This window comes from Photobacterium sp. GSS17, from assembly GCF_028621875.1.
Classification (GTDB): Bacteria; Pseudomonadota; Gammaproteobacteria; order Enterobacterales; family Vibrionaceae; genus Photobacterium; species Photobacterium ganghwense.
Genome location: NZ_CP117517.1, coordinates 655,236 through 676,939, shown reverse-complemented (window position 1 = coordinate 676,939; position 21,704 = coordinate 655,236). Strand labels below are relative to the sequence as shown.

The following is a 21,704-nucleotide window of genomic DNA, read 5'->3' as shown; positions in this document are numbered from 1 at the left end:
AGAAAAAATACGAATCCCCACCAGTGAAAGCTGGTGGGGATTTGTTTCATAGTTATCAATGCAGTGATAGCTTCCACACTATATTGATAATTCAGCAACTCGTAAGTATAGAACTATTACTAACCTAAACAGGCTGTGGGTCATTGTGTTTAGTTGTACTATCGCTCTGCGAATAGTCATTCATACTAAAATGATTCAACTTACTGTATGTTTTATCAAAATAGCGCTTGTCAGACCAAACCTGAATATCGCCGATGACATACAAGTGTTTTTTGGCTCGGGTAACCGCTACGTTCAACAAATTTGGCTTTGAAGAAGCCCAAGACGCCCCACCACTGTTTCTTGTGTCACAACCAAGTACCAAAATAACGGTATCGTTCTCCTTGCCTTGGAAGGTATGAACAGTCCCCACGTTGTGTTTCAAAAAGTTATTAAAGTCCTTCCCTTTCCAATTCGAGTTACTCAACAGCTCAGACTTGCTACGCCTTAGATCTTCTTTCAACTCTTTTTTTACCGCTTTAAACGGTGTTATCAGGTAGATGCTGCTTAAGTCACCATTGTTCGCTGCTAATTCGAGTAAAAGAGCTTTAACATCTTCAGCCAACTCACGTTTGTACTGTTTGAGTACACAGTCTCCTTGTGAATCATTCCATCGATTGTGTCCTAAGGCCTTATGAGTTCTTGGCTCAACATCTTTATTGTTGTCAGAGCCATGTATCATTCGATTGTTATAAGCTATTTCATTCGAAATGCTAAACATTGGTTCTATACATCGGCGATGTACCCATAACGGTATACCTATCCATTGGTTTTCACCATCCATATCTATCATACAGCCATATGGATTAACGCGATCGGCTAACGTCTGAACTGACCACTTACAAGGGTCCCACTTCTCGGATTCCTCTTGCAATTTAGATTGCATTAGGTAGTCAATAAGCTCTGGTGGGGAAGTAAACACAGGTTCGATTTGCAGAGGATCTCCAACAACCACAGCCCGCTTAGCACGAAGCAACCCACCAACCGCTGCTTGGGGTATTGCTTGCCCGGCTTCATCAATCATGAGCCAACCTAGAGATTCTGGTGGCAACTTAGAAAACATATTTCCCAATGAAGCAAAAGTCGTCGAAACCACGGGGACAAACATAAATAGTATCTGCCAAATCGCCAGTGCATTTTCGCTACTCTTCCCTAATACAACATCATTGATTTTTCTTATCTTTGATAGAAAGGCGCTCTGCTTACTGGCCTCTATCAACCAAGACTCGTGAAGCTCTAACGCTGCCGCGTAAATGTCAGACCGTAATCCATTGATAGTTGCGTGCTGCCAGCAAGCATGCCTCTGCCTGTCATGCTCCTCGATATCATCAGTAATTTCAGGTAGATGATACCCTTTAAACTCCGTTCTATAGGCATCTAACTCATCTAGAAGCTTCTTCTTTTCAAGCTCTTTAGCTTGAATATCAACCTGCTGCTGTGAAATTTTCTTTGTATATACTTTTACCTCGATTTCTTTGGCTTCAACATCACCAACAATCGACCGGATAGTTTTTTTGACACTTTCGAATTCGCCAAGCTTTTGGGATAGTGAGGCCTTATATTGTTTATTTTTCTTAGTGTTAAAGAACCGACTAAACCAACTAGGTGAGTTAACTTTCAACAGCTCAAGGGAAATTGAAATTTCTTCTTCCCTTCTAACTTCAGCATTTCTTGTTGAACTAAGGGCATCTAGCTCTATAGAGAGCGTATGAGCATGGTTTTCTAGCTCATTTAGAACTAGGTTCATTTGATGCAAATCAGCATCAAATTGATGTTCATCGAAAGTCTTCTGCAGGCTATCAAAATAGGCTAGCTTGTTATTAAGCTCATGGAAACGAGATAATTTCTCATTAAAGTTTTTTTTAGCTGTATCAAAAGAAGGCCCTGTATAAGTTGAGCGATACTGCCAAAAGTTCAAGAAGTCTAAACAAGGTTCTCTAACCGCTGGTTCCTTACCTTTTTCGTAATAATACTTGAAGAAAAAACGATCAAGAAACTTATGCCTCTTTTTGTAAGCACCCATAGCAGCTGAAATATTCCCCCAGCTCTGCTTGTTATCGTCCAAGGGCTGTAAACGACCTTTCTTCTCATCAGCACTTACTTGATTGGCAACAGAGCGAAAAAAACCAGTATCAGCATATCTGCCAGCTACCGATTTTGCTTGAGGAAGCTCTTTAGAGATATTTTCAACGGCGGCATTATTCGATGACGCAACGACCATTTCAAAGTCAGTAAGATCTTCAGTAAGAAACCCTTCAGAACTTAACCCGTCACGAGCTTTCGAAAAGGACGCTAATACTTTCGCTCTCTCAACGATGTTCTGCGCAATTATATCTCGCAACAACGTCGTTTTACCTGTTCCAGGAGGACCATTAACTGAGATAAGACCACCAGTATCTAGCTCCTTGAATACGGTATTAATGGCAAACTGCTGCATTAAGGACATGTTGTGCGCAGGCTCCGTCAGCCACCTTCCTTCTGGTGTTTCTTTGGGGCTCAGGTGATTATGAATCAACGGAATCGAATCGTTTGTATACAGGTCGACATGCTTATGATCGGATTGCCCCAGATACGTTTGAAGGGGCTTGCTGCTCCTGCCAGTAGAAACCGCATTAATGGCACGTTCTATATCTCGAATGTAAAAGCTGTTCAGGATGGGTAACTGAGATTCGTCATCGCTAGGGTCATCTTCATTATCGTCTTCAGCTTTTTCTGACTTGTTTTTATTCTCCAAAAGGTTGTCTGACTTCGCCTCGTACTCATAAAAAGCCATCTGAAGCGGGTAAACCTTTGAATTATCTGAAAGCAATAACTCCTGATTGGAAATACCAGCCCATTGATAAAGCCCTTCAATCAAGTTCATTAGGCTTTTCACACAAAGAGTATGTCTTCCCTCTGAGCGAGGATGGCTAGGCAAGGTTGTTTCCCACCGCTCCACAAACTCGTTAAGGTCCTCGCAGCGACTATCAAATCGTTCCTGAGATATCGTCCCTGCCCTTCCCCCGAGTAACTCGGCTAAAGCCCAAGGTAGTGTGCTTACCGAAAAGGTATCGAGCCGGGGAGTACCAAACTCATCCAACATCAATTTGGCAAAGCAAGACACCCCTTCATTGTCTCTTCTTTGCTCTATCTCTTCAGAGAAGCAATCCTCCTGGCGGTTGGTAGAAAAATACTCTGCAACTTTTTTATCTATCGCCGATTTATCGAACAATCCTAGATATAGGGTATAAACACACTTTTTTCCTGGAGTAAGGCCTAGCTTGTCACGAGCCACGGGATTTAACCACGGAAGTAGGTAATTACCGTGCGATTGCAACTCGTGACCAGCCACGTTTACTGGAGCAATTTTACTGTCGTCTTTGTCTGGTACCGAGTAGGCTTGAAAAAACTCCACTAAATGCCAAGACTTCAATATATTAACTAAGCTTTCTTTTTTATTCTCCACTAACCAAAACCTACAATACCATCAAACATCATTAACTTACGATGATATACAGCCTGGTTGCATAAGGCGATAAAGAATGCCAGAAGAATGATAGAGTGTGACGGCTCCCTCTGAAAACAAAGCGGCACTGAATCACCTTAAAGCTAAACACCCCTCCATCCACTCATCCACTTCACTTTCAACCCAAGCTACTGCCCTATCCCCCAGGCTGATGGACAGAGGAAATTGATCTTCATTCATTTTCCGGTAAATCGCTGAACGGCTCAGCGCTGTCTTTTCCATTACTTCTTTTAGTTTTAGAAATCTCATGGGACGTCCTCCTATGTCATTGGTTCCCATGGGATTGACTTGCACATAAAAAAATACCGTTTTGTCCCTGTGGTTTGTTTGCAAAGCTATAAAATTCGATAACGGCAAATATGAATCACTTGCTGGCAGTACCAGCAAGTGATTCATTTTCATTACAACTGACGGTTCGCCGCTGCGAGAGCGTATCTATAAGCTGCATCTTTTCCTGCTGAACAGGCTGCGACTTTTCTCACCTCAACACGCTTCTCCGCGCTTCTCTCATCCACCAGCCGCCAGAGCTCTGCATTAGCTATCGATTCTTTATTTGCTTTACGCCAATCTCGTCGCTTCCAGCCATCTAACCACTCATTAAAGCCTTTGACGCAATAATCGCTGCTTGAATAGATAATATCGCCATCTCTCGCATGCTTTAACCCAAAAGCAAGCGCTGACAGCTCTAGGTAAGTTTGGTCTGCGACATAGCCAAAATACTCCCAATCTTCATGTTCAATGCACGCATCATCATCGATCACGATTAAGCCAACACCACCAACAAGACGACCTCTTTGCTTTCTCACCATGGCCGCTTCTACATAAATTTCTGTATTCATTGTCATACTCTCCAGAGACTAATAAGCCGATACGTTCTCTGATTCGGCTTGGTTGTTAATAACTTGCTTTACAGCGATTCCTACATAACAACGGCAAGTAAGTTATTTTTTACCTGTCTCTGGGCACGCTTGCTTTCTCCCCTCCAATTCCTGACAAGCCTGATTTAAAACCCTTTCAGATATATTTCATCAGTACGCATAACCAAACAGATACCCCAAGGAGCCCTTATGCGTACCCAAAAGACTGACCATGACTACCCCTTTGAGACTTCAGAACTCAATGAACTGCTAGAGCGTGCAGCCGAGGCTCTGGCTGTGAAATACAAACGTGAAGGCACCTTCACCAACCCCACTAATGTCAAAGAGTACCTAAAGCTCAAGTTAGGATCTCATGACCGAGAAGTGTTTGCCGTGATGTTTCTAGATAACCAACATCAGTTGATCAGTTTTGAAGAGTTGTTCTTTGGCACGATTGACGCCGCTTCGATTTATCCCCGTGAAGTATTGAAGACAGCACTAAACCACAACGCTGCCGCAGTAATTTTTGCCCACAACCACCCTTCCGGCATTGCTGAGCCTAGCCAAGCCGACAAACGCATTACTCAGCGACTTATCGACGCTCTAAAGCTCGTGGATATCCGCGTCTTAGACCACATCGTTGTTGGTGAAGGTTGTGTTTCATTTGCTGAGAAGGGATTGATATGAGTGAGTTTATTGTTTCCGGACTTAGTGATGAGCTCGTTACTCCAATGCATTGCTTTCTTGATGCCCTGTTATTGGACAGCACCATTCCTAATACAGTTGAACGATTGGCGTTAAACATTCGTTCTCAAGAGACTGACCAACGATTTCAGCCCATTGAAATTCAATTAGAACGCACATCCAGTGATTCGCCCTGGCAGCTTCGCTTTATCGCAACCTTTGATGTTGTCGTCACAGGTACGCCACAAAAAGAGTTATCGCTTTATTTCAACTTCGCGGGTTGTTGGTTCTATCACCCTGAAATTAAGCAGTGCAGTTTACAACGGCCAGAAGTACAAACCTTACTCGCCAGCTGGCTTAAAGCAGTCACTCGCTCGCTCATCGCACACTCTGCAATCTCAATCGACATTACCCCCATTCGCTAATCTCCATTTCCCTCAAAGAGGTCACTATGAATCAAGCTGCTAACCTGGCTATGTTCGCATGCAAGCGAGCCAAGCCTTCACACCAACTCAAAGACTTAATTAAACGCTCTATTCATGATGTTAATTACCGAGGACGGCTAACTATCCGATTTAAGGACACCAGTTACCACCCGAAAGATGGAGGGTTTCATCCTGTCTCTATCACCATCGATATTAAAGACAGCCATATTGCGATTAGTGAAATAACGGACCGCGTTTATGTGGATGACGAAACACCGGAACTAATTCCCGACCTGACTTTTGATTTTGCTAACAACGTCGCTTTCGCACGCTTTAGCGGCTGGCTTGGCATGCACCTACAAGAAACCACGGAGCTGTATGAAATGTGGGAGTGTAACTTTCTAGCTTATGTGGCAATGGACGCTTACAACCAAATTCAGATTAAGTGTGGCTAGCAACCAAAGCCAATCCACTTACTCACCCAAAGCCCTTCAGTTAGCAAGCATTCAACAAAACCACCAGCATAGAGCGACGCCGATGCCTGCTTCCCATATTGTTAAAACGGGAAGCTTCAATCCCTTATTGCACAAGGGTTTCTTGATATCGTCGGCTCTGTGCTTCTCAAAACATCCTTCTACAGACAATAAAGGAAGCAGATTATGGCTGAGGTCCAAGCAATCAAAAACGATGACACCATACGCCTGATTGGTCATTTGTTGAGTATTCGTTGTCATCCACAAATGGCCGATGTATGGCATATCGGATTAAACCTGGCACTGAGGATTTCTGATTTGTTATCGATTCGCTTTGAAGACATTCATGGTGACCGACTTATTATTCGTGAAAGTAAAACTGGCAAGCTGGCAAACATTCAGCTCAATACCAAAGCGCAGCAGCATATTGCTAGATTAAGGGGTCAGCATCCCGACCATATCTACTTATTTCAATCCCACCGATGCCAACAGTTGAAAAACAAACCACCCCAGCCAATCACGCGACGCGCTGTGTCTATGGCGTTTCAACAAGTAGGCCAAGAGCTAAATATTGCTTTAGGTACTCACTCGATGAGAAAGACGCGAGGCTACTTTCTTTACCAATCCACAAAAGATATAGGCCGTGTCATGAAAATGCTTCGTCACACATCTGAGGGCGTCACGCTTCGCTATATCGGTATCACTCAAGATGAAGTCGATAAAGACTTTGTTTCTCTTGAACTTTAAACCGGGTCATTTAGTGAGGGGGCGGGACCGTCAATCCCTTATAAACATTAGGCTTACAGCCTTTTTGAGTTTCGCAATTATTACATTTGAGAGCAAATAACATGAACCCATATCACGCAATAGGCAGCTTTGTTGTAGGCAGCTTATCGAAAAGTTTAATCCAAAACTTATTCTGGAAAACCAATCACCCAATCAGAGGTAGCATTGTGTATTGCGATCTCGCATTTGGATATGCTGAACATTCAGGTGTCTACGTGGGAGACGGACGTATCATCCATCGTAATGGCAAAGGTCTTATCGAGGCCGTATCAATTCATCAATTCCTAGCAGATACCACAGCCCTTTCCATTTACGTTAGTTGCAATGCTCACGGCAATTCTACTGGCAGTGAGTTTACCGCTCAAATAGCAGAAGCTATGCTTGGTGTACAAACAGACTATTCCCTATTAAATGAAAACTGCCATCAGTTCTGTAGCTCCTGTCTGAGTGGTGACACCTTCTCAAACACCTTCACATTAACTCAGCTTAAAGGTGACGCTTATGCGCACATTCAAGCGAATCAGTGGCGTGTATGGGATTTAAGGTATCGTCACAAAGGATAAGGGGATTCTCTCCCCTTTATTTGTTTAAACGCGAGGAAGTAAGCTCTCTTGCAATAACTCTCTAAAGAACTGATTATCGATTTCTTCTTGAGTACGCCGACTAGTACCAAATGTTCTACCTCTACCGACAGCCCTCGACCTTAACTTAGTCAAATATACGGCACGGTTAAATAACGGATTGAACATTGCCCTAAAACTCTGCCCCTCATAATCTTCATCGTCATAATCATCAAAAGGATGACGCTCTACCACATAGTAAGTTGGGTTATCTGGGACTCTTACGCCCCAATGCGCCGCCCTAAAGTCAATATTAAGCGCCCGCGACCATGCACATACCACCATTTGATAAAGCGTTTTACATTTACCAACATTTTCTAAGAGGCTCAAATCACTGTAGTCTCCTAGGTAACGAAAGTTATCTTTGTTTAAGATAATCACAATGTGGTAATGAGGATATGATGAAGAATCGATTTCTTTACACCAAATAAACCGTAAGCGCTCTCTACTAACAGAAGTTTTGCGTCTTTTTCGCCGCTTAAGCTCCTCTTTGATTTGACTGTTTAATGAACGAAAAAAACTGGTAATCGCATTGGAGACTTCATCACCTTCATATGATTTAGGGTACCGTAAATCGAGCCTAATCGCCGTTATTCGTGAAAAGTCCTCAACCGCATCCATCAGTACGTCGTGAACTTGAACTAGGTTTTTAGAAATCAAAGGAAGCTCCCTGGTTCTAAGATGTATTCCTCTGAATCTCTTAACATTAGTCGTTGATGGGCTACGTCTTGTCATGATACTACTCCTTAATTTATGAACATATGAGTAGTACTGATGTAAAAACTTACCGTATGGCTAGTCCTCTATCTTGAAATGGATAATAGGTAATATACTAAACAGGTCCGACACCGAAACATCACATGACAATAGATACGGATTAGGCTAGAGGACAGGGTTCAACTCGACATTTAGTTACATATAGACGACTAACTATCGAGAAAACGGGGTACAAACCCTTGGATATCTACTTTTAGATCATTCGACTCAAATTCTATGAGCTTTTCTTCAGAGTGACTCAAAACGAGACGCCCTCGAACTTTTAAAGGCAAGTTCAATAAAATGATCATAGATTGCTTTCGTTGAAAGCAGTAGATATCCAATTCTTGGCTTTCAGACGCTTCTGGGATAAGGGTTGGTATAATATTGCAGATCGGTATGGAGTACTCATTCACATGATCTCTCAAACTCTTTGCGATTTCGCGATTCAATTTAGGATCATCGGTAAGTACGTTAAACTTCCGCTCTCTTATTTGATAGTTTTGTTCTAATCCCCCCCTGACCTTTCGTGAAATCAGTTCATCAAACATATGATAGAGTCTGATATCACTGTTATGTCGTGAGACTTCACTTCGACGCTTCTGGCCTACCCCCCAAATCCATGCTTTGACCCCTTTCTGGATAGCGCGTAAAGGGTCGTAACTGAAGCAATCTTGAGTAAGGTAGTCTCTTACACAAACCTTACCCCCACCGAATCCCTCTGGGTCAATAATAAAGATAGAATAGGCCTTTTTATAAAGTGTTGGGGCATTACATCCGTTGATAAATTTTAGGATAAAGTCCGAGTCTATTAGCTCGTCCCTATACCGACGTAAGCGTTGCACCGTCATTCCTGTAACACTTGAAAGCTGAGAAAAACTAATCATATTGACCACTCCGATGTCGTCACTCAAAGCGACTAGAACCGATTTTAGTAACCGCTTAGAGATACTTTCGGCTCGTACACCGCACAAATCCTCACCTTCTCCCAAAAGCTGTTTTATATGGGATTTCTTCGCTTCACTTAGCTCTCGATTTTTATCGCCAATTTCAGGTTGAGCAATGACATATTGTCCTCCTTCTTTACTTCGAGTCACATACTCATTTAGACATAACCGAGTAACCGAAGCTCGGACCATCGAAGCTTTCATCATTAACTTTTCAGCCAATAATGCGATTGAGCACTGACTATGCCCTTGTCCATGAGCAAGTAAGAGCCACCGCATATATATGACCTTATCTTGAGGCTTCAAACCTTTCCAAGGCTGGAGCAGTATATTCATAACCATCGATTTTTTACTTTATAATACCTATTAAAATCATAATACCATAATTTTTGACATGCTAAATATTACATGTAAATATACATGTAACAAAAAAATTATTGAGTATAGTAATGACATCAGAAGAGCATGAGTTCAAAAAATGGATGACATTTGGTAACCATAGAATGTCGGTATGGGTCGTGCAGTATTTCCAAAAGAACGGAATAGCTGAAGAAGGCTTGGTCGTTGGCGGAAAAGGAGAAAGGTATCCCTCGAAAGAAAATATTATGCAGCAAGCATCACGCTACTTTTCGAGTCTGGATACAGAAGAAACAAGACAACGTAACTTGATTAAAATGAAAAGAGCTTGGGACCAGAAAGAGCGGCGAAGAAACCCTGAAAAAAAAGAAAAATCCGTAATGGTTAAGAAGGATATCTACAGCCACTTGGAACAAATAAAAGCAGATAATGGATTAGATAATCTGGGGCAGTCAGTCAAAGCATTAATTGACGGTTCTGCATTCAAAAGAGAAATATTAAAACTAGAAAATACCAACATATCTCTTCGTCATAAGGTTGAAAAACTAAGTAATGACAAAAGCAAACTCCGCCAGCAGACGTCTCAACTTGCGGAAATGCAAAAAAGAATCAACGTCCTTGAAAAGCAAAATGCTTCCCTGATTGACGCCTTTGAAAAGCTTGCTGATTATGTAGGCCAAAAAGATACGTAACCTCTCGAACTCTCTCAAGCTTATAATGTAGTGGCATAAGCCACACATCATCCAATGAATCTAAAAAATCTCAATCAAAATTTCTGTATAAACTACTTTAGGAACCATCTTAGTAACCAAAGAAAAAATCAAATCATCACTTATGATATAAAATCATAAAGTTAAACCACAAGTTCAACTTACGCCAGCCCAAACGTTTGGAAAGGCGATAACCTTCGGGTTATCGCCTTTTTGTTTTTTATACATTCAACGTTATGCGCCATGCCAAACTTTGCATTTATCAATGGCCTCATCATCTAAAGTTCCAACTCCAGCTTAACGCTGATAGGCCTTCAAGTGCCTCTCACTTCATTAATTAAATGCTTAAATAGAACGTTTTAGTCTGAAACAAGAGTGGCTCTAATTCCTCAAAAACCCCGAAAAATTTCCATCCGGTGGTGTGATAGGAAAGGCTTGTGCTCACGATGCAGGTTCACCGCCATGTCATCTCGAATCCCTAATACTTCTGGATCTTCCAACTGGCGGGCAATCATCACTTTGCCGCTATCTTGAAATGAGATGAAACCCAAATCGAAGGCTTTGTCGATATTCGCGAGCAACAACAAGCCATTATAGGGATTCAGACGCTCGCGGTTGTTAGCATCGCGCCAAGGCTTAATGTGAGAAGCCACTAACATCTGAGTTTCCGAATATCCGGTGACCGCACAATGGCCATGCCAATAGCGGATCAATTGCTCTCGAAAATGCCCCTGACCTAAGCGGGTACTCACCAAAATCGATTTCTCGGTTGCAGAAAGAGCGTTGTCTTCAAGGATATCTTCGACGTCTTGCTTTAAATCGACTTGAGCGATATCAGCTAAAAACCGCGAGTAAGCATTGAGCGCCGCGCTGTACATGCCATTTCCGTTGGTGTTGCGAATTTTAAACTCATCCAACTGTCTGGTTCGCTCAACGAGCGCATGAAATTGTTGATAAGAGCGAATTTTTGTCAAAGGCTGCAGCTCTATGAGCTGTTTCTCAGCCATCCACCGAGGAATTGAACTTTGCAATGCTTGCAAATAGTTTTTTGCCGTTTTTTCTGACTTCCCCAACCCGATTAGCCAATTTGAGAACAAATCAGATAGATTGCTCAGGTTGTTGGTCAACGCATCTTTTAAATCGGTAGCCGCGATTGGGCTACGCATGTAATCAAATAGCTCATCATCAAGCCGCACATGTGAAACCGTCTTGGCCGAGAAACGTTTGACCGAATATGAGTCAACACCTGGGTGGTAAACCAAATGCCAAAAACCCTCAGTTTTTAAGTGATAAAATGGGTTTTCTGGTGTATTTCGGTCATTGGCTTGGCGCATCTGGGCAAAACATTCGCTAAAACTCGCTTTCAACAAGTCATCAAATACAATCCGATTTTGCGTGATAATACCTTCATCAATCAGCTTCATCACTGCCAGCAGCATACAAACCTTATGCGGGCTATTACGGCCATTAATGCTATTGGTATTAAGATTTTGAAACTTATCGATATAGTATTGAAGAGACATAGGCTTAGCTGAAGGTTAAACGCGGTGACTCGCACGGCTGATAATAAACAAAATGAATAATAAACCCATCGCACAACAAGTTCGATAACCATTTATTTTAAAAGTATTTTATCACTCAAAAACTGTGACCATCCTACACTTATTCGCCTTACTACACGCCCTTTAAAGGGCTTATACCCAAATATGCGCACTCCATAACAAGCTATCGAAAATTAGTAACCCAACAGCAGTTTGTTTATCTAGATAATCGCATACGTTAAACCAGCCACTCATGCTGGCCCAGAAAATCCAAAAAGGTCCGTACTCTTCGGGGAACATGTTTTCGGCTGCTGTAGGCGGCGAACAGTTCAAGGTCGGCAGGGCTGGCGTCTAATGCAATGCACTTCAGGCTTCCGTTTTCCAATTCTGCCCGGCAGGCCACTTCAGCCAGAATTGCCAACCCCATTCCTTTAAGTGCGGCCGCTTTAGCCATTGCGCCACTGTTCACCTTAAAACGGGATGGCACGTGGCAGGTCACTTCTTTCCCTGCTTGCTTGAAAATCCAAGGTTTACCGCCAATAGCGCTCAGGCTGGTGATACAAGGGTAGTCTTTCAACTCACTGATAGTCGCCGGAGGGGGGTGCTTAGCCATCCATCCGGGTGAAGCCACCACAACGCTGGGCCAACTTGCTACTTTTCTCGCAACCCAACCGCTGTCTTTAAGCTGGCCGCGGTTAAAGCTGAGCACTAAATCAAAGCTGTCCAACGAAGAAAGATCTGGCTGTAAGCGGGTATCGCAGGAAATCACAATGTTCGGATGCAAACAGGCGAAGTGAGTGACCACCTCGGCCAAATCCGGAAGATCCGGCATGAGTAAGCGCAAGTTGCCACGCAAGGCGCGGGCATGGTTCCCCGACTCTTCCAGCGCGCTATCAAGGGCTGCAAAAAGCGGATAGGTTGACTCATACAACTGCTGCCCGTGTTCGGTAATGCTGACCCTACGGGTCGTGCGTTCAAACAAGCGAATCGACAAGCTCTCTTCCAGTTGCGCGATATGGCGGCTGATATTGGACGAGGGTAAGCCCAGGTAATCCGCCGCTTTGTTAAAGCTGCCAAACTTGCACACCTGGTAAAAACTGCGAAGCCACAGGTGATCAATCCGCTCAAGCACATCATTCTCCTTGAAAGTCAGTGGTGGAAAGTCAGTCGGCTTTTATCCCATCATGCGGGATAAACTAGCCCATTATTTCGTATTTATTGCCAAATATGGAATAGATAGCATAACGCCAACATTCACCAAACTGAATCACACTTAATGGACACACACCTGACACCCACTTCAAACACGCGTTATGGATTACCTCTTGTGGCTTTCTTCATTCACTTTTTAGTCGCACTGGATGGATTGATGGCCGTCCCGCTCAGCGCGATGATGACGGCGGCCAGCCACACTCCGGTATCACAGGCTGGATACCTGACCGCGAGCTACACCCTTGCTGCTGCGATCACTTGCTTGCTCATTCGTTCACGTACATCCAATCGGTTCATCGTCATGCTTTGCCTTTTCGGCCTGGCCGCAAGTACGGTGGCTGTCACGGCCACCTCTGACTTTGCCTTCATGCTGGCAGCGCGAGTGGCTGCCGGTGTATTTGGTGGGGCATTAACGGTGCTGAATGTGGAACATTTGCTCGCCTGTACCCATCCCAGCCAGAAGAAAAAGTTCACCGCATACATCATGAGTACCTACCCGCTCGCGCTGACCGTTGGCATACCGGTTTTATTGCTGTTTGCCGGGAAGACTGACTGGCAAAGCGCCTTTTGGATGGTTGGCGGACTACTGGTCATCGCTTTGCTTGGTTTTGGCTTACTCCCCCTTTCTTCTTTTACAAGCATTGCAAACACAGCAAACGCATGCCCCCCACCGGCAGCTGGCAGCCAATATCATACGGTGGACGAAGGTATGAACCGACCACTGATAGCGGGAATCGCTACGATTATTCTGGCGGTATTTAGCACCTTCCTGCTTTCCTTACAGTTTCCGGTGATGCTGTTTGAGCGACTGGCCATCAGCGAAGCGCAATTGAGTCTGAGCTACCTGCTTGGCGGGAGCGGCTGTTTTGTAGCGATGCAATGGTATGGCCGTCACCACCCGAAACAATCCCTTCGATTGATCACCGCGCTCTCCGGCGGGATGGTTATCACTGCACTGGCGGGCTTCAGCCTCCAATGGAGCTTGCTGGCCGTGTTCTGCTTTGCCGGTTTTATGGTTGTCAGTGCCACCCGAACTTTGGTTCTGGTGACGGAAATCATCAGTTCTGTCAGCGACAGCATACGGGTCAGGGTGCTTGGGATGCAAAATGCCCTGCAGCATTTTGCGGCGGGGAGTGCGGGTGCCATCAGTAGCATGCTGATTATTCCCGCCGAGTCCGGTTCGCCCGGTTACACGCCATTGCTGGTGTTTGCCACCCTGTGCATCGGGATCACACCCGTTATGTGGCGCATGACACTGCGGCTTTCTCGGGCGTGATAACGCACCAGCATATCCGTGGCGCGACCTTGAATTCAGCTGCTGGCTTGTCCAATATGGGGGAAGAGCAGCCAAATAAGGAGCAGATTGATGAGGACATCCACGCCACGATTGAACCTACGAGTCATTGAAAAAAGCGACTATCCTGAGCTGGCGGCGCTGATGGACTTAGTCTTCCATGATGTGGGGGGATCCTGGCCCAGAATGACGATAATGGATCTGATCCATCAGTTTCCCGACGGTCAGATCTGTATTGAGGATGATGGCAAAATCATTGGTGCCGCCCTTACTATCAAAGTCGATTACAACCGCTTTTCCCTCCCCCATGTTTACACCGATATCATCAACGAAAACAATGTTATCCAGCATCAACCCAGCGGTGATGCCCTGTACGGGCTGGATGTATTCGTGCATCCGGATTACCGCGGGCTGCGGCTAGGTCGCCGACTGTATGAAGCCCGCAAAGAGCTATGTCGCAATGACAACCTGAAAGCGATTCTGGCCGGTGGCCGGATTCCGGGCTATCACAAACATGCCGGTTCGATGAAAGTGACCGAGTACATTGAAAAGGTCAAACGCCGCGAGCTGCATGATCCAATCCTATCTTTCCAGCTTTCGAACGACTTTGATGTCAAACGGATCATGCGCCATTACCTGCCGGAAGATGACAGCTCATGCGGCTATGCCACCCTGCTGGAGTGGGATAACTTTTTCTACGAGGAAGACATTGATTCAGTCCACGATATCGATAAGACCCTGATTCGAATTGGCATTGTCCAGTGGCAGATGCGTGCCGTACGCAGCGTTGATGACCTGATTGATCAGGCTGAGTTTTTTGTCTCGTCCCTATCGAACTACAAGGCAGACTTTGCCCTGTTCCCGGAATTTTTTAATGCCCCGCTGATGGGACTGCGCCGCGAGCAGAACTCGGTCGAGGCCATCCGCTTCCTTGCGTCGTTTACCGAAGTCATCAAGCAACGTTTTGCCGAGCTGGCCATTACTTACAACATCAATATTATTGCCGGGAGTATGCCGGAGCTGCGTGATGGCATGCTCTATAACGTTTCTTACCTGCTGCATCGGGACGGAACAATCGACGAGCAGGATAAAATCCACATCACCCCACACGAAAAGCGCGATTGGGTGATCGACGGCGGCAATCAGGTGAAAGTGTTCGATACTGATGCCGGACGGGTTGGGATCCTGATCTGTTACGACAGCGAGTTTCCGGAGCTGGGACGAATGCTGGCCGAGCAGAATGTGCAGATTATCTTTGTTCCCTTCTGGACCGATACCAAAAACGGCTATCAGCGGGTACGGCTCTGCGCCCAGGCCCGGGCCATTGAAAACGAATGCTATGTTGCGATCGGCGGCAGCGTCGGTAACCTGCCGCGCGTGGATAACGTCGATATTCAGTACGCTCAGTCCGCGGTGTTCTCACCCTCGGATATTTATTTCCCCCATGACGCCACCATTGCCGAAGCCAGTCCGAATACGGAGATGATCATTTTTGCTGATGTGGATCTGGATAAACTCAAGCAGCTCAATACCGAAGGCTCGGTGACCAATTTACGCCACCGCCGCCTGGATTTGTATGGGGGATTTACCCAGCCCAAGTAACAGCAAGCACGCGAATCTGACCACGCACTGCCGTGGCGCTGAGCCTCAATATTGGCTCAGCGTTTATATTGGTGCTGTTCTCGGTCAAGTTTAAACAGGCTCAGCGGTTTGGCCGGTAACAGCCTGTGAGGCCAGCAGAGCATCGAATGCATGCAGAGCCGGGGTCCAGGCATCTTGCGCGGTGGCAACAAAGCAGGTTTCCACCACCGCCAGTGGATTGGGGAGCGGGTAACTGTGCAAGGCAAACCGCCCACGATGCGCGTCAACCACCGCCAGTGGCAACACGGCGTACCCCATTCCGGCCGCGACACAGCCCAAAATCGCATCCAGCGTGCCGAATTCCACGATTCTGGCTGCCGGTATCCCGTGCTGAGCCAGCAGCAATTCGGTTTTCTGCCGGTAACTGCAGCCCTGACGAAAGGCAATAAAGGTCGAGGTCATCAGTTTTTCCGGCGAGGGGAACGCCGTCAGCGCAGATGATGAGACCAGCACCAGTTGCTCCCGAAACACCGGTACCGCCACCAGCTGGGAATGTCCAACCGGACCGGCGACAAACGCACAATCCAGCTCACCGACCAGCAACTTTTGCAACAGGGTGGCGGTTGGGCCGCTTTCCAGGTGCAGGTGCACATCCGGCACCGCAGTATGGTAAGCCGCCAGCACCGACGGCAAACGAATGGCCAGGGTGGTTTCCATCGCACCCAGACGTAAACTGCCGCTGGGTTTCCCCAGTCCCCGCAAGGCGGCCACGGCTTCATCATGCGTAGTCAGCATCTTCCGGGCATAATCAAGTAACGCATACCCGGCGGGTGTCGGCGCTGAACGCCCCTGACGCTGGATCAACTGCACCCCCAGCTCCTGCTCCAGCTTTTTGATGTGGGAAGTAATATTTGATTGCACAGTGTGCAGGCGTTCCGCAGCCGCAACAAAGCTGCCTGTTTCCACCACCGTCGCGAACATTTTGAGAGATTTCAGCTGCATGTCGTCATCCCTGTTTCCTGCCATCCTTGTTTTTTTGTCAGAGTCGTAGCGATAGCGCTTGTTGATGGAAAGACTGTTTTTTTATAAAGACTGGCTTTTTGATAAAACTAAGTTGTCAGAAGCGAACCCAACTGCACCACAGCCCAAGTCACTATCTCATTTTCAGATACATAGCATCACAATGAATCATTTTTAGTCAATGGAAAATCCTGCCATGCTGATTCTGCAACAGCCTAAAACCGGTACGGAATGTCAGGCGCTGGATGTAGAGGCTCAGGATAAACACATAGCACTCAAGCAGGAAGCGAGTGCTCTCGATGCCCCAAAAGTGGCATCCCCGGACAAACAGGACAGGATCATGCATCGCAGGCACACAGACCATCAGGACAATCACAGGCAACAGAAAACGGCGGCTATATTGGTTGGTATGACCGCGACCCTCATTGGAGTCGGCCTTGCCCGCTTTGCCTATACCCCGTTGATCCCCGCAATGATTGAAGCCAGTTGGTTCACCGCCAGTCAGGCAACCCAACTGGCTGCTGCGAATTTGCTGGGCTACCTGCTCGGTGCCGTCGGGGCGCACCGCCTGACCCGCATCATTAAGGTGCCATGGGTCATTGGCGGTTCGCTGCTGGTGATCATTCTGAGCTTTTTGCTGTGCGCACAACCCGCGTCTTTCGGCTGGTTTTATCTCTGGCGGTTGCTCTCCGGGCTGGCGGGCGCGCTGTTGATGGTATGCGGCCCCTCTTTGGCGCTGTCTCTGTTGCCGGTTTCACAGCGTCATCTCGGCGCCACCTGCATCTTTATGGGCATCGGGCTGGGAATCGTGCTGTCCGCCGTCTTGCTCCCGCCCATGCTGGCACGCGGCCTGACGCTGACCTGGCAAGGACTGACCGGACTGGCGGTGCTGTGTGGCCTGCTTAACTTGTGGGGACTGTGCCACCTTCGCCCTTCTGCGACAACTCAGCAACCATCCTCCGCCACACACAATGCAACGCCTGCCGCGGCGGCGATCCGCCTGGTTATTCTGGCTTATGCCCTTGATGCGGCGGGTTTCATTCCTCACACCCTGTTCTGGGTCGATTATCTCAGCCGGGAAGTCATGCTGGGTACCACCCAGGCTGCATTTTACTGGGGAGCATTGGGCATAGGCGCAGTCGCGGGGCCGATAGTGGCCGGTATCCTGTCTCGCACACTGGGCTGGAACCGCGCCCTGTTAATGGCATTTGGCCTTAAAACGGCCGCGGTTTTGCTTCCGGCATTCAGCCAGACTGGTTGGGTATTGTGGCTCTCTGCGGCCGGTGTCGGCGCGATGATCCCCGGCATCGTCGCCCTGACGGCAGGGCGGCTGGCCGAACTGGCTCACGTTGACCAGCATCAGCGAAACTGGGGAATGGCTACCGCGGCCTTTGCTGGCATGCAGGCGCTGGCCGGATTCAGCTTCGCAGCCTGTTATGCCTGGCTGGGTACCTATCAGCCCTTTTTTACCGTCGCCGGACTGTTACTGGGAGGAGGAACCCTTTGTGTGCTGCTGGCTGGCCGCCGGATGCAGCCTGGTCAGAAAGAGGTAGATCAATTGCAGCCAACTGCACCATACCACAGCGCCCAAAAAGAAACGGTAAAACAGCAAGAAACCGCAGCCCCGGCTTTACATAAAGAGACCCGATAATGCATTGCGCCGTCGACACAACAAGGAGTGTGAAATGAAACTGTACCTGAACGCCACATCGCCTTACGCCAGAGTGGTCCGTATTGCCTTGCTGGAAAAGCAACTGGAAGACATCTGTACCTTGGTCTGGGTGGATCCGTGGGCCTCACCGGACGTACTTCTGGCGGTCAACCCTGGGGCAAAAGTGCCGGTATTAGAAATCTCGCCCCACCTAGCGGTTTCTGAAACCTTACTGATCCTCGATTATCTGGAAGCCCACTATCCGGCAATTGCACTTTATCCGGATCGAGCCCAAACCCTGCACTGGCTGGGACTGGGACAGGGACTGATTGACGCTGCCTTTGCGACCGTCATCAGCCGAAAACATGAGACCGAGTCCGCCTCATCACTGCTGTCTCAGCGGCGGTTACAGGCCATCGAGCGTCTGTTAGCCGCATTAGATCAGGACTTACCAACGTCGGCAGACCATTCCATCACAATCAGCCAGATCATGGTCGCCGTCGCCCTGGATTACCTAGCCTTTCGGCTACCGGACATTCAGTGGCAACCGCAATATCCGGCACTGGCTCAGTGGTATCACGAGATATTGGCACGGGAGAGTTTTTGCCAGACTACCTTTAGCTAAAAACAGCGACAAAGAAATAAGCCGGAGACGATAAATCGCCGCTCCGGCATTTCGCCGATGGTATTTCGTTTAGGTCGTGTTGCTCTTCTTGCATCATTATGGCTGTGATGTGGTTTTATCTGGACGCATACGTATTTCCCGTAATGTTTTCGACGTGCTTTACCATAAAAGCGTTTTCGAAATACTTTCTACGTTACTTGTATCGCCACCAACTCAGGTTGATTTTTACAACCAGCTCACTATTCCCAATTTCACCCAAGATAAAAACGGGATTTAAAATATTATTTCCTAACTAAAGGAATCATGGTTAATTCTCTCAACCATGTCGGTATTGCTACAGCGCATAATTTATCAACACAACACTCAATAAAGGTATCGATTACATGATAACAATAGTTTAACTTTATTGATGCCATAAAAAACACTAACCAATTAGTCAATTATCGTACCATATTCACCAATGCGCTTACCCATACAACAAAACACACCAAAAACCTTACAATTCATATAGTTATAGTGTTAGCAAGCAAAACGGTCACTAATGACTCATTACACTGTTTCGCTCATCTCACTGACAAAAGTGAGGGAAATCACACTCAGTGGTCGGATAAGCGCTTAATTCAATTCTAAAATTTTGTGCCATTTTTTTCCCATCCAGGAAATTTGTGATATTCCCATGACGAAACCTATCGCATTTTCTATACCCAATAGCTCCTTTTTTTTCTGTTATTAGTAAAATCAATATGACTTTTAAGAATGAATTTCTATTTTGTATTTTTAAGCAGGAAGCTAGTGAGCATGGAATATTTAGAGAGAATTAAGCGCCTTGCCAAAATTCAGGGGATAAGTCAGAAACAACTGGGTGAAGCCCTGGAACTTCAGCAAGGCACCATGAGCCGTAAGTTATCCGGTAAATACGGGATTGAAGTCCGTGAACTGGAAAAAATTGCCGAAGCACTGAATACCTCAATCAGTTATCTGCTAACCGGTCAGGTTGATACCGGCACACAAGCCACCACCACCATTAGTAATGGCAGCGATTACGGGACAACCAGCACTTATATTCCCATTATCCATCGCAAAGATTTTATGTCATTCCGCAACGGGGCCACGGTCGATGTCGTCAGCAAACGCGCGATTCCGCAGCATCTGGTGCGTGAAGACTGCCTCGGCCTGGTAGTGGATAATGAAAACATTGCGCAATGTGCGCCGGTCGGCAGCTACGCGCTGGCCACCAAGAAAGCACCTTACCGCCCGAAACAGCCGGTATTTGCCTCGGTTCGCGGCAGTGAGCCGGATTTTTACCACATGACTCAGCTGGCCGACGGGGTGGTATTTTCAACCTCTCAACCGGATTTCCCGAATCTGTTCGTCAATAACGGAGAATTCCAGATCCACGGCTACATCATTCAGTCCGATTGGTCTTACGACCGCTAAGGCTGCCACAGCACGCATTTGACCGGTGCTGTGTCTTCTCCTCCTACGCTCCTCCTGGCGCAGCCCATCCGGGCTGCCCGGTGGACGTGGTCCCCTTGAGGTGACAAACCGCCTCGGCCGCGTACAATAAAGCCATACATTCACCTTCCCTTAAGAATAAAGGTTAGCAAGAGCCGGTATGTCCAAGATTATTGTCGCATCGACCAACCCAGCCAAAATCGCCGCGGTGGAGCAAGCCTTTGAACAGGCCTTTCCAGCCAGACTGTTTGAGTTTGAAGGCATCAGTGTCGCCAGTGGCGTGCGCGACCAACCAATGACCGCCGATGAAACCCTGCAGGGCGCCCGCAACCGGGTCACCAATGCCCGTCAGGCTGTACCGGATGCCGATTACTACGTAGGCCTGGAAGCCGGACTGGACGGAAACCTGACCTTTGCCTGGATGGTGATTGAAAGCGGCCAGCGTCGCGGTGAAGCCCGCTCGGCGTCTCTGCCATTGCCTCCAGCGACACTGGAAAAACTGCATCAGGGTCAGGAGTTGGGTGATGTGATGGATGACATGTTCAACCAGACCAACATCAAACAGAAAGGCGGAGCAATTGCGATGCTGACCAATCACATGCTGAGCCGCAGCTCGGTCTATCATCAGGCGCTCCTGCTGGCGCTGATCCCGTTTCTGAACCCGGCATTATTTCCGGCAGAAGATTAACGGCGCATAAAAGGAATTCCCCCGAAATAACGACTTCATGTTCAGCGAATAAAAAATCCCCCTCAGCCCAGCGGCTGAGGGGGATTGAGTCAGACTTGGCTTGTCAGAATAGTGAAATTACTGATTCGGACGCTGCTGATCCAGCAAGGCTGCCAGCCAGGCTTTGGTGGCTTCATCGTGATGCTTGAGCTCATTGGAGCCTCGGGTGATGGTTGCCACCCCTACCCCCAGCAGTTCACTGATCTTACGCTGACTGCGCTCACCATTGAGCAGTTCATGCAGAATATTCACCCGGGATAACAGCACCGAACGCTCATCAGGGGTTAACAGGAGTTTGAGCATGACATCGTCTTTCTGCTCAGTTGCAGCCTGACGTAAAATCTCGACCACCTGTTGCCACTCAGTGAATTCCGGCGTTTCTTGGATATTCGACATGTCATCCTCGTTTGATGTACTCGTTACCGAGTACTGATTCTAT

The 21,704-nt window shown here is 47.0% G+C and carries 21 protein-coding genes; 12 read left to right on the top strand and 9 right to left on the bottom strand.

Annotated elements, in window-relative coordinates; genetic code table 11:
• Positions 1-124 precede the first annotated feature (124 nt).
• The 3 genes from PGW97_RS03080 to PGW97_RS03070 form a co-directional block, all read right to left on the bottom strand.
• Entirely contained in the window at positions 125-3,484 is a 3,360-nt protein-coding gene (locus PGW97_RS03080; RefSeq protein WP_273858630.1) for a DEAD/DEAH box helicase, read from the bottom strand.
• Positions 3,485-3,616: 132 nt separating this feature from the next.
• Positions 3,617-3,823 (bottom strand): AlpA family transcriptional regulator, encoded by a 207-nt coding sequence (locus PGW97_RS03075; protein ID WP_273859616.1) that lies wholly within the window; start codon positions 3,821-3,823, stop codon positions 3,617-3,619.
• A 122-nt stretch (positions 3,824-3,945) separates the two neighbouring features.
• The gene (locus PGW97_RS03070) at positions 3,946-4,383 is read right to left on the bottom strand and encodes an RNase H family protein (protein WP_273858628.1); all 438 of its coding nucleotides are present in this window, start codon (positions 4,381-4,383) and stop codon (positions 3,946-3,948) included.
• A 228-nt stretch (positions 4,384-4,611) separates the two neighbouring features.
• Between PGW97_RS03070 and radC the strand changes: the two genes are divergently transcribed.
• The 5 genes from radC to PGW97_RS03045 all read left to right on the top strand — a co-directional run bounded on the left by radC (position 4,612) and on the right by PGW97_RS03045 (position 7,332).
• Positions 4,612-5,088, top strand: a complete 477-nt coding sequence (gene radC / locus PGW97_RS03065) for a RadC family protein (RefSeq protein WP_012841200.1) — start codon at positions 4,612-4,614, stop codon at positions 5,086-5,088.
• The gene (locus PGW97_RS03060) at positions 5,085-5,510 is read left to right on the top strand and encodes a DUF2787 family protein (RefSeq protein ID WP_012841201.1); all 426 of its coding nucleotides are present in this window, start codon (positions 5,085-5,087) and stop codon (positions 5,508-5,510) included. The genes radC and PGW97_RS03060 overlap by 4 nt, the downstream gene beginning before the upstream one ends.
• A gap of 26 nt (positions 5,511-5,536) precedes the next feature.
• Positions 5,537-5,965 (top strand): DUF2787 family protein, encoded by a 429-nt coding sequence (locus PGW97_RS03055; RefSeq protein ID WP_273858623.1) that lies wholly within the window; start codon positions 5,537-5,539, stop codon positions 5,963-5,965.
• Positions 5,966-6,169: 204 nt separating this feature from the next.
• On the top strand, positions 6,170-6,730 hold the full coding sequence (locus tag PGW97_RS03050; RefSeq protein ID WP_140101964.1) for a tyrosine-type recombinase/integrase: 561 nt from the start codon (positions 6,170-6,172) through the stop codon (positions 6,728-6,730).
• 101 nt (positions 6,731-6,831) lie between these two features.
• Positions 6,832-7,332 carry a lecithin retinol acyltransferase family protein gene (locus tag PGW97_RS03045; protein WP_193269486.1) on the top strand — a complete coding sequence of 167 codons (501 nt, stop codon included), beginning with the start codon at positions 6,832-6,834 and terminating at the stop codon, positions 7,330-7,332.
• Positions 7,333-7,356: 24 nt separating this feature from the next.
• On the opposite strand, the gene PGW97_RS03040 is transcribed toward PGW97_RS03045, so the two are convergent.
• Both PGW97_RS03040 and PGW97_RS03035 read right to left on the bottom strand, forming a co-directional pair.
• The gene (locus tag PGW97_RS03040; RefSeq protein ID WP_031855495.1) at positions 7,357-8,124 is read right to left on the bottom strand and encodes an inovirus Gp2 family protein; all 768 of its coding nucleotides are present in this window, start codon (positions 8,122-8,124) and stop codon (positions 7,357-7,359) included.
• A gap of 191 nt (positions 8,125-8,315) precedes the next feature.
• Positions 8,316-9,434 (bottom strand): hypothetical protein, encoded by a 1,119-nt coding sequence (locus PGW97_RS03035; RefSeq protein WP_273858618.1) that lies wholly within the window; start codon positions 9,432-9,434, stop codon positions 8,316-8,318.
• Between the two features lie 107 nt (positions 9,435-9,541).
• Between PGW97_RS03035 and PGW97_RS03030 the strand changes: the two genes are divergently transcribed.
• A complete protein-coding gene (locus tag PGW97_RS03030; RefSeq protein WP_089183695.1) occupies positions 9,542-10,141 on the top strand; it encodes a hypothetical protein in 600 nt (199 codons plus the stop codon).
• A 407-nt stretch (positions 10,142-10,548) separates the two neighbouring features.
• Here PGW97_RS03030 and PGW97_RS03025 read toward each other — a convergent pair whose 3' ends face one another.
• Both PGW97_RS03025 and PGW97_RS03020 read right to left on the bottom strand, forming a co-directional pair.
• The gene (locus tag PGW97_RS03025; RefSeq protein ID WP_273858613.1) at positions 10,549-11,682 is read right to left on the bottom strand and encodes an HNH endonuclease; all 1,134 of its coding nucleotides are present in this window, start codon (positions 11,680-11,682) and stop codon (positions 10,549-10,551) included.
• Between the two features lie 256 nt (positions 11,683-11,938).
• On the bottom strand, positions 11,939-12,832 hold the full coding sequence (locus tag PGW97_RS03020) for a LysR family transcriptional regulator (RefSeq protein ID WP_273858611.1): 894 nt from the start codon (positions 12,830-12,832) through the stop codon (positions 11,939-11,941).
• Positions 12,833-13,027: 195 nt separating this feature from the next.
• On the opposite strand from PGW97_RS03020, the gene PGW97_RS03015 reads away from it, so the two are divergent.
• Positions 13,028-14,188, top strand: coding sequence for an MFS transporter (locus PGW97_RS03015; protein ID WP_273858610.1), 1,161 nt, complete (start codon positions 13,028-13,030; stop codon positions 14,186-14,188).
• A 90-nt stretch (positions 14,189-14,278) separates the two neighbouring features.
• Positions 14,279-15,808, top strand: a complete 1,530-nt coding sequence (locus tag PGW97_RS03010) for a bifunctional GNAT family N-acetyltransferase/carbon-nitrogen hydrolase family protein (protein ID WP_217392161.1) — start codon at positions 14,279-14,281, stop codon at positions 15,806-15,808.
• A gap of 90 nt (positions 15,809-15,898) precedes the next feature.
• Here the strand turns inward: PGW97_RS03010 and PGW97_RS03005 are convergent, their stop codons facing one another.
• The gene (locus PGW97_RS03005) at positions 15,899-16,789 is read right to left on the bottom strand and encodes a LysR family transcriptional regulator (RefSeq protein WP_273858607.1); all 891 of its coding nucleotides are present in this window, start codon (positions 16,787-16,789) and stop codon (positions 15,899-15,901) included.
• A 214-nt stretch (positions 16,790-17,003) separates the two neighbouring features.
• Here PGW97_RS03005 and PGW97_RS03000 point away from each other — a divergent pair, with 214 nt between their 5' ends.
• The 4 genes from PGW97_RS03000 (at position 17,004) to yjjX (ending at position 21,226) form a co-directional block, all read left to right on the top strand.
• Positions 17,004-18,458 (top strand): YbfB/YjiJ family MFS transporter, encoded by a 1,455-nt coding sequence (locus PGW97_RS03000; RefSeq protein WP_273858605.1) that lies wholly within the window; start codon positions 17,004-17,006, stop codon positions 18,456-18,458.
• Between the two features lie 34 nt (positions 18,459-18,492).
• A complete protein-coding gene (locus PGW97_RS02995; RefSeq protein ID WP_273858603.1) occupies positions 18,493-19,083 on the top strand; it encodes a glutathione S-transferase family protein in 591 nt (196 codons plus the stop codon).
• Between the two features lie 798 nt (positions 19,084-19,881).
• The gene (locus PGW97_RS02990; protein WP_047886530.1) at positions 19,882-20,520 is read left to right on the top strand and encodes a helix-turn-helix domain-containing protein; all 639 of its coding nucleotides are present in this window, start codon (positions 19,882-19,884) and stop codon (positions 20,518-20,520) included.
• Between the two features lie 178 nt (positions 20,521-20,698).
• Positions 20,699-21,226: an inosine/xanthosine triphosphatase gene (yjjX, locus tag PGW97_RS02985; protein WP_273858601.1), complete on the top strand. Its 528-nt coding sequence runs from the start codon at positions 20,699-20,701 to the stop codon at positions 21,224-21,226.
• Between the two features lie 117 nt (positions 21,227-21,343).
• Here the strand turns inward: yjjX and trpR are convergent, their stop codons facing one another.
• Entirely contained in the window at positions 21,344-21,661 is a 318-nt protein-coding gene (gene trpR / locus PGW97_RS02980) for a trp operon repressor (protein ID WP_047886528.1), read from the bottom strand.
• Between the last annotated feature and the right edge of the window lie 43 nt (positions 21,662-21,704).